The following is a 13,011-nucleotide window of genomic DNA, read 5'->3' on the forward strand; positions in this document are numbered from 1 at the left end:
CGGTGGCGGCGGGGTCGGCGCGCTGCGGCGGACTTCGCCCTCAGCGCAACGCCAGTGGCGGCTACCAGGGGCGCGGCGCGCGTACCGTAGACGTCGTGCCTGATATTCCGTTCGGTTTCGCGCTCCCGGGTGGGCAACCACCAGACCCCAACGATCCCGCGCAGATGCAGCAGTTCATGTCGCAGTTGCAGCACCTGCTCTCCGCGCCGGGCAGCGGGCCGGTCAACTGGGACCTGGCCCGCCAGGTGGCCGCCAGCCAGCTCGCCGCCACGGGCGACCCGATGGCCTCGCCGTACGAGCGGCACGCCGTGGAGGAGGCGCTGCGGCTGGCCGACCTCTGGCTGGAGCCGGCGTCGGCCTGGCCGACCGGCATCCGCACCTCCCTGGCGTGGAACCGCAACGAGTGGATCTTCAAGACGCTGGACGTCTGGCGCAAGCTCTGCGACCCGGTGGCCAGCCGGATGGTCGGCGCGATGGGCGACCTCGTCCCGCCGGAGGCCCGCGCCCAGCTCGGCCCGATGCAGTCGATGGTCGCCACCCTGGGCGGGGCGCTCTTCGGCGGCCAGCTCGGCCAGGCCCTCGGCCAGCTCGCCGCCGAGGTGCTCTCCGCCGGTGACATCGGCCTGCCGCTCGGCCCGGCCGGCACCGCCGCGCTGATCCCGGCCAACATCCGGGTGTACGGCGAGGGTCTGGAGCTGCCCGAGGACGAGGTACGCCTCTACGTCGCCCTGCGCGAGGCGGCCCACCAGCGGCTCTTCGAGCACGTCCCGTGGCTGCGCGGGCACGTGCTGACCGCGGTCGAGAACTACGCGGCCGGCATCCGGGTCAACCGGGAGGCGATCGAGGAGGCGATGGGCCGGGTCGACCCGACCGACCCGGAGTCGATGCAGGCGATCGCCCTGGAGGGGATCTTCACCCCGGAGGACACCCCGGCGCAGAAGGCCTCCCTGGCCCGGCTGGAGACGGCACTGGCGCTGGTCGAGGGCTGGGTCTGCCACGTGGTCGACAGCGCCGCCGCCGACCGACTGCCCAACGTGGTCCGGCTCGGTGAGGCGTTCCGGCGCCGTCGGGCGGCCGGCGGGCCCGCCGAACAGACCTTCGCCGCCCTGGTCGGCCTGGAGCTGCGCCCGCGCCGGCTGCGGGAGGCGGCGGCGCTGTGGGCCGCGCTGACCGAGCACCGGGGCATCGCCGGGCGGGACGCGGTCTGGGGACACCCCGACCTGCTCCCCTCGGACGCCGACTTCGCCGACCCGGTGGCGTTCGCGACCACCTCGGCGGATCTCGACGACGAGCTGGCCACCTTCGACTTCACCGCCCCCGGCGGTCCCGAGGAGCAGGCACCGGGCAGCCGCCCCCGTCCCGACGACACCGACGGCGACCCCGACCGGCCCTGACCGCTGCGGACCATCCGGCACACCGGCCGGCCCACCCGACTCCCGGGGGCCGGCCGGTCGCCGTTGGCCGGCTCGGCCCCGCCGTCCGGCCCAGCCCGGGACCACGCAGACCCGGTAGCCGCTCAGGCCCGCTGGCCGCGCGGGCCGGCCAGGTGTGGTGACCGGCCAGGGCCGCTGGCCGGTCAGGTGCGCTGTCCGGAGAGCAGGGCGCGGGTCGCCTCCCAGCCCTCGACGGCCGGGTCCAGGGCGGCCAGGTCGGCCGGGCCGCGCAGCCGGTGCCAGCCGGGGGTGACCGCCACGTCGGCCGGGGCGGACGCCGCGCGACGCAGCTCCGCCGGCCCGGCGACGTCCAGGTCCAGCGCCGGCAACCACGCGGGTACGGGTAACCGGCACGCCACGCCGAGCAGCCCCGGGCCGCCCTCGACGGGGGCGACGGCGACGGGTCGACTGGTCAGCGGCCGGAGCAGCTTGCCGAGGGTGAGTCCCGGCAGGTCGGGGGCGTCGGCGGCGACCACGGCGGCCTGGTCGTACCCGTCGAGGGCGGCCAGCGCGGCGTTGACGGTGGGCTCGGGCACCTCGTACACGGGGGTGTCGGGCCAACGCACCGCGTCGGCCAGCCAGCGGTCGGCCGGGGTCACCGCGAGCGCGGTCTCCACCTCGGCGAGGGTGGCGAGCAGGTCCACCACGTCCTCGGCCAGCGCGGTACGCCAGCGCGTCAGCTCGACGCCGGGCGGCGACCAGGCCACCGGCGCGAGCAACGCCACCACCACCCGTCGGACCATTCTCCGACTGTAGTGCGCCTGGTGCAGATGATCGACTCCTGTGGGCCGAAGTGGTGCCATCGACGCCCGACGGACCCCGCTACCTGCGGCCCGATGAGTGGATCAACCCCTGGCCGGCCGGTCGACGGAAGCAGCGGTCAGCCGGCGACCGGGACGGCGGAGGCGGCGGCGACCCCCTCCAGGTAGCCCCGGGCCCGCTCGGTCTTGGCGTACCGGCCGACCAGCGCCCAGAAGCGGGCGTTGTGGCTCGGCACGATGAGGTGCGCCAACTCGTGCAGCAGCACGTAGTCGAGCACCCAGTCGGGCATGTCCTGGAGCCGGTGCGAGATCCGGATGGTCCGGTCGGCAGGGGTGCAGGAACCCCAGCGGCCGTTCTGGTTGGTGACCCAGCGGACGCTGGCCGGCAGGGCGTCGCCGCCCTGGTCGGACAGGTACAGGCCGATCAGCCGGAGCGCCCGGTCGAGCAGCTCGGTGTCGCTGCGGCTCAACCGGCCCTCGCGGGCGGCGAGCCGGGCCAGCATGCGGTCGACCCACTCGCTCTCCTCGGCCCGGGAGAACTGGTCCGGGATGAGGACCACGACCCGCTCGCCGTCCCGGTAGGCGGACACCGTGCGTCGCCGGCGCTGACTGCGCCGTACCTCGACGACCGGCTTCCGCGCCGCCACCATCAGTGGGCCGCGCAGCCGTGGTTTCCTGCCACGAGGGAAAGCTAATGCGTACTGACCAGGGGTCCGCAAGAGTCAACACCCCGACTCGCGCCCGGAAAATGGTGTTTGGTGGTGAGGAGTCCGAAAAAAACTGGTGATGACCATGAGCTTCGACAGTCGTCACCCTTCGTGGCGACCGTCGCCGCGTCCACCGGACGTGATCTCCACCGTGGGTGAGCGGCCCGGACGGGGCCTCCGCACCCCGTCCGGGTGACCCCGGGCAGGGTTCCACACGGCGTGTCCCCGGCAAACTCACTTATCCCGCCTATTTCGGGATGCACACTCTCGACGTCGACTTGCTCACAGTGTCGATGTACAGCTGACATGGAACCGCCCAGAGCTGGGTAGGGTCCGCCAACCGGCGGTCACGTGCGTGGCCGCGGAGAAGGACCCGACGCCGGCGCCCCGCGTGGCCCGCCGTCGGGAGAACCGTCGGGCCGACGTGCCCGGCGGACGAGACGAGGAGGCTACCGTGGCCGACCAGGCCCAGACCTACAACGGTTACTGCGTCAAGTGCAAGGAGAAGCGGGACTTCGAGGGGCACGTGGAGGTCTCGAAGACCGGGATGAACATGGCCAAGGGCAAGTGTCCGGTGTGCGGCACAACAGTGAACCGCATCCTGGGCAAGGCCAAGGTCTGACCCGTCCGGGTGCGACTCGGGAGGGGCGGCCGGCGCGGCCGCCCCTCCCGCGCGTCCGGCTCGGCGACGCCGGGCGTCGACCCGCCCGCGCCGACCCACCGTGGGTGACTCGCACACCGACCTGCCGCAGCCGACCAGAGCGCCCGCCCAACCGCGGGTGACCACCCACCTGCCCGCCGTGGGTGACCCAGCACCTGCCCGCTGAGGGACCACAGCGCCGGTCCGCTCGCGGGCGACCACCCGCCTGTCAGCTAGGCGACATCACTGGCGGTAGTCTGTGGATAACTCGCCGGTTCTTGTGGACAACGCTGGATCTAGCGCTGCACACCTGTGGACAACGATCGACGGGCCGCAGGGATTCGGTCACGATTCGTTGTCATGAGCCCGCCCCACCCCGCACCCGCCCGGTCGACGTTGCTCCGCCCGGCCCTGTTGCCCGGGCTGACCCGGCTCTGGCGTGACCGGCACACCCTGCAACTGGGGCTCACCCCGGGCCGGGCCGTGCTGCTGGAGGTGACCGGCACCGGCATCACCCGGCTGCTCGACCTGCTCGACGGCACCCGTAGCGAACGCGTCGTCCTGGCGGACGCGGCAGCAGCCCGGGTCGACCCCGGCCAGGCGCGCGGGCTGATCGACACGCTGCACGCCGCCGGGCTCGTCGTACCGGCGCACACCCTGCTTCCCCGTGACCTCACCGGCCCGGACCGCGTCCGGCTCGCCGCGGAGGCCGGGGCACTCGCCCTGACCGCGCCGGCCGCCCGGCCCGGCACCCCGGCCCAGGTGCTCCGCCGACGACGCGGCGCCCGGGTGGTGGTGGCCGGGGCGGGCCGGCTCGGCGCGCCCGTCGCCGTGGCCCTGGCCCAGGCCGGCGTCGGTCACGTGGCGGCCGAGCTGACCGGCCCGGTCCACCCCGGCGACCTGGTGGGGACCGGGCTGGCCGCGGCCGAGGTGGGGCGACCGCTGGCCGCCGCGATCCGGGCCGCCGTCGACCGGGTCGCCCCCGGCACCCGGACCGGCCCGGTCGACCGACGCCGGGTCGACCTGGTGGTGCAGGTCGGCGCGGACCGGCCGGCGGGCCTGCTCGCCAGCGGGTACGCCCGGCGTCGCCAACCGCACCTGCTGCTCACCCTCCGGGAAGGGATGCCGGTGGTCGGCCCGCTGGTCCGGCCGCCGGTCGGCCCCTGCCTGAACTGTCTGGACCTGCACCGCACCGAGCGGGATCCGGGCTGGCCCGGCCTGGCCGCCCAGCTCGCCACCGGCACGGCCGACCAGTCCTGCGGCACGGCCACCCTGCTCACCGCCGTGGGTTACGCCGTCGCCGAGGTGCTGGCCCAGCTCGACGGCGGCAACCCGGAGACGGTGGGTTGCGCCGTGGAGATCGGGCCCGCCGGCCGGTTCCGCCGCCGGGCCTGGGCCCCGCACCCCGGGTGCTCCTGCGCCGACCCCGGCCGCCGCCGGTGACCGCCGGACAGCACCGGAGAGCCGGCCCGGAGGGCGCGGAAGGCGGGATGCGGCCACCAGCCCGGCCGCCGAGCAGCAACAAGGGCTCGAAGTCGGTAACAATGGCCGGGTGACCGACATCCCGCGCCGCGCCGTGTCCCGGACCGCCAAGCTCGCCGCTCTGCCGCTCGGCTTCGCCGGTCGGACCGTCCTCGGAATGGGAAAGCGCGTCACCGGCATCGCCTCCGACGTCATCTCCGCCGAGATCCAACAACGCACCGCCGAGCAGCTCTTCAGCGTCCTCGGGCAGCTCAAGGGCGGGGCGATGAAGTTCGGCCAGGCGCTGTCGGTGTTCGAGGCGGCGTTGCCGGACGAGATCGCCGCCCCCTACCGGCAGGCCCTGACGAAGCTCCAGGAGGCCGCCCCGCCGCTGCCGGTGGCCAGCGTGCACAAGGTGCTCGCGGAGCAGCTCGGGCCGGACTGGCGGGACCGGTTCGTGGAGTTCGACGACACCCCGGCCGCGGCGGCCAGCATCGGGCAGGTGCACCGGGCGGTGTGGCGCGACCCGGAGACCGGGGTGTCCCGGACGGCGGCCGTCAAGATCCAGTATCCGGGTGCCGGGGACGCCCTGCTCGCCGACCTCAAGCAGCTCTCCCGGCTCGGCGGGATGTTCCGGGCCATCCAACCGGGCCTGGACGTCAAGCCGCTCCTGGCCGAGTTGCGGGAACGGATCACCGAGGAGCTGGACTACGAGCTGGAGGCCGAGTCGCAGCGCGCCTTCGCCGCCGCGTACGTCGACGACCCGGAGATCTTCATCCCGGCGGTGCTCTCCGCGTCGCCCCGGGTGCTGGTCACCGAGTGGATCGAGGGGACACCGCTGGCGGACATCATCCGGGAGGGTACCGAGGAGCAGCGCAACACCGCCGGCCGGTTGATGGCGACCCTGCACCTGTCCGCCCCGCCACGGGCCGGTCTGCTGCACGCCGACCCGCACCCGGGGAACTTCCGGTTGCTGCCGGACGGCCGGCTCGGCGTCATCGACTTCGGGGCGGTCGCCCGGATGCCCGAGGGCACCCCGGAGCCGATCGGCCGGCTGCTCGGGCTGTCGTTGCGCGGTGACGCCGACGCGGTCGTCGCCGGGTTGCGCGAGGAGGGTTTCGTCAAGCCGACCGAGCCGATCGACGCCACGGCGCTGCTGGACTACATCCGTCCCATGCTCGACCCGGTGGCCCAGGAGGAGTTCCGGTTCACCCGGGCCTGGCTCCGCGCCGAGGCGACCCGACTGGCCAGCCCGAAGTCACCCGCCTTCCAGCTCAGCCGGCAGCTCAACCTGCCCCCGTCCTACCTGCTCATCCACCGGGTGACGCTGGGCTCGATCGGGGTGCTCTGCCAGCTGGAGGCGAAGGCGCCGTACCGGGGCATCCTGGAACGGTGGCTGCCCGGTTTCGCACCGGTGGCCTGACCACTGACGCACGCGGGGGCGGTGACCGGATTTCCGGTCACCGCCCCCGTCTGTCGGTGGTGGTCTAGAGAACGCCCAGGTCGCGAGCCGACTGGCTGCGGCTCTCCATCGCGACGGTACGGGCGGAGCGGTGCGCCTCAGTGCTCGTGGTGGTACGACCGGCCTGAGGCCGGCGCATTCGAGCCCGGGACAACGCTTCGTGGATTAGTTGCATCTCGGTCACATTCGGCAGGTGCAGCATCAACGTCAACTTTCTCGTGGCCGACGACCGTCGGCGGGTGGATGGAACGGATCGGGTAGGTGTCAGGCTGCCAACCGGACGGCGTTACGCGAGGTGGCCACACCACTGGCCGCCAGTCGCGCCTCGGCCTCGACCTGAAGGGCCGCGTCCCGGGCGAGGTCCTCCTTGCGCGGACGGCCACGGGGCCGCTTGCGCGGGACGACCGCGCCACGCTCGAAGATCTCGCCGCCCCAGACGCCCCAGGGCTCGGCCCGCTCGACCGCACCGGCCAGGCACTCGACGCGCAGCGGGCAGTCCCCGCAGAGCGACTTGGCCAGCTCCAGGTCGGTGGGCGAGTCGGAGAACCACAGGTCGGGGTCGAACTTCCGGCAGGGAAGGTTCGCCTCCAGCTCGACGCTCACATCGAGGGGGGCCAACGCCAGACTCATCTCCCGGTCACCTCTCTCTCACTTCGATCTCATGGATCGCATTCCGACGTACTTCGACGGGCAAAAAACTGAGGCCGCGGATCCCGGTGAGCGGGTTCCGCGGCCTCGAGGTGAGCCGGTGGTCTGAAGATCAGACCGGTCTCCCTCGAGGTGGAACGCCGCGGACATCCATGCGCTTCGTAGCGACATCAATGCCCAGACCCGTGAAGCCACTGGTCCCCTCGACCCCCGCAGTGGGCACAACAGTCAGGTTCAGCTCGGCCTGAACCGAGACCTGGTGCACCTGCGGAGCCGACGGTCGCGGAGCAGCCGGGGCCACCCGAACAGCCGACAGCGGAGCGTGGGCAGCTGGCATCGCCGCCGGACGCTCATAGGTGAAGATCTCCACGGGTGCCACCTCCCTCAACGTTCCTCGTGCCGACTGGGACCAACCCCGTGAGCAGCCGAAACGGCGCTGCTCCCGAGGTGCGTTCTGAGGCTATTCCTCGCCCCGGGGCGAGAGCAAACGAATTTACGACGAGATTGGGGAAGTTTTTTCCGGACCGATGTCGTCCACCGCGGCACCGGCCACCAACGCCAGCACCGCCTCGCCGTACAGGCCGAGTTTGCGGGGGCCGATGCCGGCGATCGCGATCAGCTCCTCCATCCGCGCCGGACGCCGTTCGGCCAGCGCGACCAGGGTGGCGTCGGTGAACACCACGTACGCCGGCACCCGTTGCGTCCCGGCCACCCGGGCCCGCCAGTCGCAGAGCCGCTCGTACAGGTTCTCGTCGATGTCGGAGGGGCAGCTCGGGCAGCGCCCCAGCTTGCGGTCCGCCCCGGCGAGCAGGGTCGCGCCGCAGATCCGACAGGAGACCACCTGGCTGCGGCGGCGCTCCACCGCCCGTTTCACCCCGGCCGCACCACCCGCCCGGGCCGCGCCGGCCCGTTCGCCGCCCCCGGTCCGGTCCAGCTGGGGCAGGAACCGCGACGGGCGACGGGACCGGCCACCCGGCGAGCGGGCCGAGGCGTACGACAGCCAGAGCCACTGCCGGGCCCGGGTGATCCCGACGTAGAGCAGCCGCCGCTCCTCCTCCACCTGCTCCGGGGTCCGGGCGTACGAGATGGGCAGGGTGCCCTCGGCCAGGCCGACCAGGAACACCGCGTCCCACTCCAGCCCCTTGGCCGCGTGCAGCGAGGCCAGGGTCACCCCGTCCACGGTCGGCACGTGCTGCTGGGCGGCCCGCCGGGCCAGCTCGTCGGTGAAGCCCGTGAGGGTCGCCGGGCGCTCCACCGCCGCCGCCTCGCCGATCGGCAGCACCTCGGGGGTGGCCGCGTACTCCTCGGCGAGCTGGACCAGGGCGGCGAGCGCCTCCCAACGCTCCCGGGCCGCGCCACCCGGCGGGGGCGTGTCGGGCGCCCACCCGATGGCGGTCAGCGCCTCCCGGGCCGCGACCGGCACCGGGGTCTCGCCCGGGATCGACCGGGTGGCGGCCCGCAACGCCACCATCGCCTGGCGCACCTCGGCCCGCTCGAAGAACCGCTCCGCCCCCTGCACCACGTACGGCACGCCGACCTCGGTCAGCGCCTTCTCGTACGCCTCGGACTGGGCGTTGGTGCGGAACAGCACGGCGATCTCCCGCGCCGGGGTGCCCCCCTCGACCAGGGTCCGGCAGCGGGCCGCCACCGCGTTCGCCTCGGCCGGCTCGTCGGTGAAGATCCGCAGGTCCGGTTCGGGGCCGGGCGGGCGCTGGCCGTGCAGTTCCAGCCGCAGCCGCGCCTCGGTGCCCCGGGCCTGGCCGATCACCGCGTTGGCCAGCCCGACCACCTGCGGGGTGGACCGGTAGTCACGGACCAGCCGGACGACTGTCGCGTCCCGGTGCCGGCGCGGGAAGTCGATCAGGTACGCCGAGGTGGCCCCGGTGAACGAGTAGATGGTCTGGCTGGCGTCACCGACCACCGTCACGTCGTCCCGGCCCCCCAGCCAGACGTCGAGCAGCCGTTGCTGGAGCGGGTTGACGTCCTGGTACTCGTCGACGACGAAGTGCCGGTACTGGCTGCGTACCTGCTCGGCCACGTCCCGGTGCTCCTCGATGCCCCAGACCGCGGCCCGCAGCAGGTCCTCGAAGTCGATCACCCCGGAGGACCGCTTCAGCCGTTCGTACGCGGTGAAGACCTCGGCCACCCGGGCCGGGTCGTGGGGCGTCTCGCGCAGCGCCTTGGCGGCGGCGACCGGGTACTCCCCCGGCTCGACCAGTGACGACTTGGCCCACTCGATCTCGCCGGCCAGATCCCGGGCGGCGGCCCGGTCGGCCCGCAGGCCCACCTTGGCGGCCGCTAGGGTGACCATTCGGACCTTGCTGTCCAGCAGCTCCGGCATGGCCCGCCCGGACAGCAGCCGGGGGGCGAAGTACCGCACCTGGCGCAGGGCCGCCGCATGGAAGGTCCGCGCCTGCACCCCCGGCACCCCGAGCCCGGTGAGCCGGGCCCGCATCTCGGCGGCGGCCCGCGCGGTGAAGGTGACCGCCAGCACGTGCCGGCCGACGATCTCGCCGGTCAGCACCCGGTGGGCGATCCGGGAGGTCACCGCGCGGGTCTTGCCGGTGCCGGCGCCGGCCAGCACGCAGACCGGGCCGGCCGGCGCGGTGACCGCCGACCGTTGGTCCGGATCCAGCCCGCTGAGCACCGCCTCCACCCCCGAGTGATCCCCCACAGCCAGGAATCATCTCAGCTCCGGCTGATGTTGTAGCGGTTAGCCTGGCCTGACCGGGCCGATGCGGCGACCCCTGGAGGACCGACGATGTTGACCATGTATTCGACCCCGTGGTGCGGCTACTGCCACCGGCTGAGGTCACAGCTGGACCGGGAAGGCATCGGATACGAGGTGGTCGACATCGAGCAGGACCCGCAGGCGGCGGACTTCGTGATGAGCGTCAACGGCGGCAACCAGACCGTCCCGACCCTGCGCTTCGCCGACGGCAGCGCGCTGACCAACCCGTCCATCGTCCAGGTCAAGCAGCACCTGGCCGCACTCACCGGCTGACCCGACCGGCCCACCGCGCGGGCGGTCCGACCCACCGGTCGGGCCGCCCGCGCGGCGTCGGGGTCACCGGCCGGGGATCCGGTCGACCGCGGGGTCGGACAGCGGCCGGCGGGGGGTCGGGATGTGGACCGCCGGGGTGGGCGGGACGGCGGTCGCCGCAGTCGGCGGCACGGCGTTCGGCGGGACGGGCGGGACGGCCGTCGGCGGGGTCAGCCGACGGCCCTGCCAGAGCCACAGACCGGCGAGTGTGGTGACCACCCCGACGAGGACGAAGAGCAGCCGGTAGTCGATCGCACCGACGAGCAGCGCCCCGGTGCCGATGGAGACCGCCTGCGGGCCGCTGACCAGCGCCTCGGACGCCGCGGTGACCCGGCCGAGCAGCCCCGGCGGGGTACGCCGCTGGACCAGCGTGCTCAGCCCGACCATGGTCAACGGCAGGGACAGCCCGGCCAGCAGCAGCGCCAGCACGCCGAGCCGCAGATCCGGCCAGGCCAGGGCCAGGGCGGCCGGGCCGAAGAGGGTCACCCCGGCGGCGAGCGCCCCCAGCTCACCCACCCGGCGGACGACCGTCGGCGAGAGCAGACCGCCGGCCAGGCCGCCGACCCCCTGCACGGTGATCAGCACCCCGACGAAGGCGGCGTCGCGGTCCAGCCCCTGGTCGACGTACGCGAAGATCAGCGATTCGGTGAAGCCCATCACGAGCGAGCCCAGCCCGTACCCGAGCAGCGCCCGGCGCAGGGCCGCCTCGCGGGTCAGGTGACGCAGCCCGGCGGCCAGCTCGGCGGGCCAGCGCAGGGTGGCGGCGGCGGGCGGGTGCTCGGTCACCCGGAGCAGGCCCACCACGGCGGCGGCGACCACGAACCCGGTCATCGCCAGGCTGGTGAGCAGCCAGCCGCCGACCGCCGCGTACAGGGCCGCGCCGGCCAGCGGACCACCGAGGCGCAGGCCCTGCCGCACGGTCTGCAACGCCCCGTTCGCGTCCGCCAGCAGCTCGCTCGGCACGAGCTGGCGGAGCAGCCCGTTCAGGGTGGCGTGCAGGGTCAGGTAGGACAACCCGTAGCAGGCCGCCACCAGGTAGACGATCCAGACGTCATCCCGGTCGCGGACCGCGAACAGCGGACTGAGCAGCAGTGCCGTGCCGAGGTTGGCGACCACGAAGAACGGTCGACGACGGTACCGGTCGACGACCCAGCCGACCAGCGGGGCAAGGACCATCGGCGCGATGATCGCGAAGATGGTCGCGCCGGCCAGCCCGTCGGAGCCGGTCAGATCCTTGACCCAGATGGCGAGGGCGAGCAGCAGCATCGACTCGGCCGCCATGCTGGCCAGCAGCGCGACGAAGAGCAGACGGAAGTCGGGGCGGCGCAGGACGGTGTGCATGGGGTTCCCTCCGGCGGGAGTGGCGCCCGGGTGGGGCGCGTACGGGGGAACTGCCGCCGGGTGGGACGGCATCGTCCCCGGGTCCGGTGGGCAGGTTCCACAGTCCTCTTTTTGTCGCAAGACACGCCCTCGTCGGGACCTCCGACTCCGGTCGCGCCGTCCATACTGACCGTGGGGGGCGAATTTCATACAGTTACCGTCGCGTCCTGCGGCGGTCGACGGAATCGAGGACATCGTGCCTCCTGCCGTACCGAGCCCGATCCTGCGGCGACGCAGGCTCGGCAATGAACTGCGCCGGCTGCGCGAGGCGGCGGAACTCACCGGTGACCAGGTGATCGAGCGGATCGGCTGGGCGTCGGCGTCGAAGCTCTCCCGCCTGGAGAACGGCCGCAGCCGCCCCGACCCGGAGGACGTCGGCATCCTGCTCGACCTCTACGGGGCCGGTGCCGCCCTGCGGGACGAGCTGCTCGTCATCACCGAGGAGGCCGGCGACATGCGCGCCTGGCGCAGGTCGTATCCGGTGATGACCCAGCAGCAGTTGGGCTGGACCGAGCTGGAGGCCGGCTGCGCCCAGATCCGGGAGTACAACCCGGTGCTGGTGCCGGGGTTGTTGCAGACCGAGGGGTACGCCCGGTTGCGGATCGTCTCGGCCAACGCCACCGCCACGGAGTCGGCCGGGCCGTCCACCGGACACGACCCGGAGACCGAGGTCAAGGCCCGCCGCGCCCGACAGTCCCTGCTCGACCGCGCGGACGGTCCGGAGTACACGGCGGTGCTGGAGGAGGCCGCGCTGGGTCGGCGGGCCTGCCCGCCCGACGTGCTGCGGGACCAGCTCGCCCACCTCTGTGAGCTGGCCATCCTGCCGAACGTGACGCTGCACCTGCTGCTCCGCGACACCCGGATCGGGGAGTTCTACCTGCCGCCGACGGCGTTCTCGCTCTACCGGTTCGCCGACGCCCAGGATCCGGAGACGCTGGCGATCGAAGGAGGCTTCATCGACGTCATGTCGACCGAGGCAACCACGGTAAATCGATATAAAGTGGCATTTGAGTGGTTGTGCTCGGCGGCGCTCTCCGCATCGGACACCCTTACCTGGCTCTTCACGGCGACGGGACGGCTGACCGAGACGGCGACCTCGTCCACAGCGGCCCCGGGTCCGACAGCAGCGCCGGCCCAGCGCCGCCGACAAACCGGGCGTCTGACAGAACGGTGACACCCACCTGCCGTCAGGGCCGGGCGACCGCCGCTCGTTTCGTCGAAGCAGTTCCAGAAACCAGGAGCAGAGTCATGAACGAGATCCAGGAGACCGTGCCCGCCGACGCCCGCTGGCACAAGAGCACCCGCAGCCAGACCTCCAACTGCGTCGAGGTCGCCCAGCTGCGCACCGCGACGGCGGCGGTGGCGCTGCGGGACAGCAAGGACCCGGGCGGCCCGATCCTGCTCTTCCCCCGGGCCGGCTGGCTCGGCTTCATCGAGGGCACGAAGAACGGACAGTTCGCACTGGACTGATCCGGC

The 13,011-nt window shown here is 73.3% G+C and carries 13 protein-coding genes; 7 read left to right on the forward strand and 6 right to left on the reverse strand.

Annotation, left to right across the window (positions count from 1 at the left end):
* Positions 1-95 precede the first annotated feature (95 nt).
* Positions 96-1,394: a zinc-dependent metalloprotease gene (locus O7625_RS02210; protein WP_282343932.1), complete on the forward strand. Its 1,299-nt coding sequence runs from the start codon at positions 96-98 to the stop codon at positions 1,392-1,394.
* A gap of 182 nt (positions 1,395-1,576) precedes the next feature.
* On the opposite strand, the gene O7625_RS02215 is transcribed toward O7625_RS02210, so the two are convergent.
* Positions 1,577-2,176, reverse strand: coding sequence for a hypothetical protein (locus O7625_RS02215; RefSeq protein ID WP_282343933.1), 600 nt, complete (start codon positions 2,174-2,176; stop codon positions 1,577-1,579).
* Positions 2,177-2,313: 137 nt separating this feature from the next.
* Complete coding sequence (locus tag O7625_RS02220) at positions 2,314-2,844, reverse strand: M48 family metallopeptidase (protein ID WP_282343935.1); 531 nt, start codon at positions 2,842-2,844, stop codon at positions 2,314-2,316.
* Between the two features lie 511 nt (positions 2,845-3,355).
* Between O7625_RS02220 and O7625_RS02225 the strand changes: the two genes are divergently transcribed.
* The 3 genes from O7625_RS02225 (at position 3,356) to O7625_RS02235 (ending at position 6,425) form a co-directional block, all read left to right on the forward strand.
* On the forward strand, positions 3,356-3,523 hold the full coding sequence (locus O7625_RS02225) for a DUF5679 domain-containing protein (RefSeq protein ID WP_007464795.1): 168 nt from the start codon (positions 3,356-3,358) through the stop codon (positions 3,521-3,523).
* A gap of 378 nt (positions 3,524-3,901) precedes the next feature.
* Positions 3,902-4,984: a hypothetical protein gene (locus O7625_RS02230; protein WP_282343936.1), complete on the forward strand. Its 1,083-nt coding sequence runs from the start codon at positions 3,902-3,904 to the stop codon at positions 4,982-4,984.
* Between the two features lie 109 nt (positions 4,985-5,093).
* Positions 5,094-6,425 carry an AarF/ABC1/UbiB kinase family protein gene (locus O7625_RS02235; protein ID WP_067308480.1) on the forward strand — a complete coding sequence of 444 codons (1,332 nt, stop codon included), beginning with the start codon at positions 5,094-5,096 and terminating at the stop codon, positions 6,423-6,425.
* A 303-nt stretch (positions 6,426-6,728) separates the two neighbouring features.
* Here O7625_RS02235 and O7625_RS02240 read toward each other — a convergent pair whose 3' ends face one another.
* From O7625_RS02240 to O7625_RS02250, 3 genes are all read right to left on the reverse strand, one after another.
* A complete protein-coding gene (locus tag O7625_RS02240; protein ID WP_067308483.1) occupies positions 6,729-7,094 on the reverse strand; it encodes a WhiB family transcriptional regulator in 366 nt (121 codons plus the stop codon).
* A 130-nt stretch (positions 7,095-7,224) separates the two neighbouring features.
* A complete protein-coding gene (locus tag O7625_RS02245) occupies positions 7,225-7,482 on the reverse strand; it encodes a hypothetical protein (RefSeq protein ID WP_084261306.1) in 258 nt (85 codons plus the stop codon).
* A 123-nt stretch (positions 7,483-7,605) separates the two neighbouring features.
* The gene (locus O7625_RS02250; protein WP_282343940.1) at positions 7,606-9,786 is read right to left on the reverse strand and encodes an ATP-dependent DNA helicase UvrD2; all 2,181 of its coding nucleotides are present in this window, start codon (positions 9,784-9,786) and stop codon (positions 7,606-7,608) included.
* 87 nt (positions 9,787-9,873) lie between these two features.
* Between O7625_RS02250 and O7625_RS02255 the strand changes: the two genes are divergently transcribed.
* Positions 9,874-10,116, forward strand: a complete 243-nt coding sequence (locus tag O7625_RS02255; protein ID WP_067308489.1) for a mycoredoxin — start codon at positions 9,874-9,876, stop codon at positions 10,114-10,116.
* 63 nt (positions 10,117-10,179) lie between these two features.
* On the opposite strand, the gene O7625_RS02260 is transcribed toward O7625_RS02255, so the two are convergent.
* On the reverse strand, positions 10,180-11,496 hold the full coding sequence (locus tag O7625_RS02260) for an MFS transporter (RefSeq protein ID WP_282343941.1): 1,317 nt from the start codon (positions 11,494-11,496) through the stop codon (positions 10,180-10,182).
* 235 nt (positions 11,497-11,731) lie between these two features.
* Between O7625_RS02260 and O7625_RS02265 the strand changes: the two genes are divergently transcribed.
* Both O7625_RS02265 and O7625_RS02270 read left to right on the forward strand, forming a co-directional pair.
* Positions 11,732-12,709: a helix-turn-helix transcriptional regulator gene (locus O7625_RS02265; RefSeq protein ID WP_282343942.1), complete on the forward strand. Its 978-nt coding sequence runs from the start codon at positions 11,732-11,734 to the stop codon at positions 12,707-12,709.
* Between the two features lie 74 nt (positions 12,710-12,783).
* Entirely contained in the window at positions 12,784-13,005 is a 222-nt protein-coding gene (locus O7625_RS02270; RefSeq protein WP_282343944.1) for a DUF397 domain-containing protein, read from the forward strand.
* Positions 13,006-13,011: the final 6 nt, after the last annotated feature.

It is taken from the genome of Micromonospora sp. WMMD714, from assembly GCF_029581315.1.
Taxonomy (GTDB): domain Bacteria; phylum Actinomycetota; class Actinomycetes; order Mycobacteriales; family Micromonosporaceae; genus Micromonospora; species Micromonospora rifamycinica.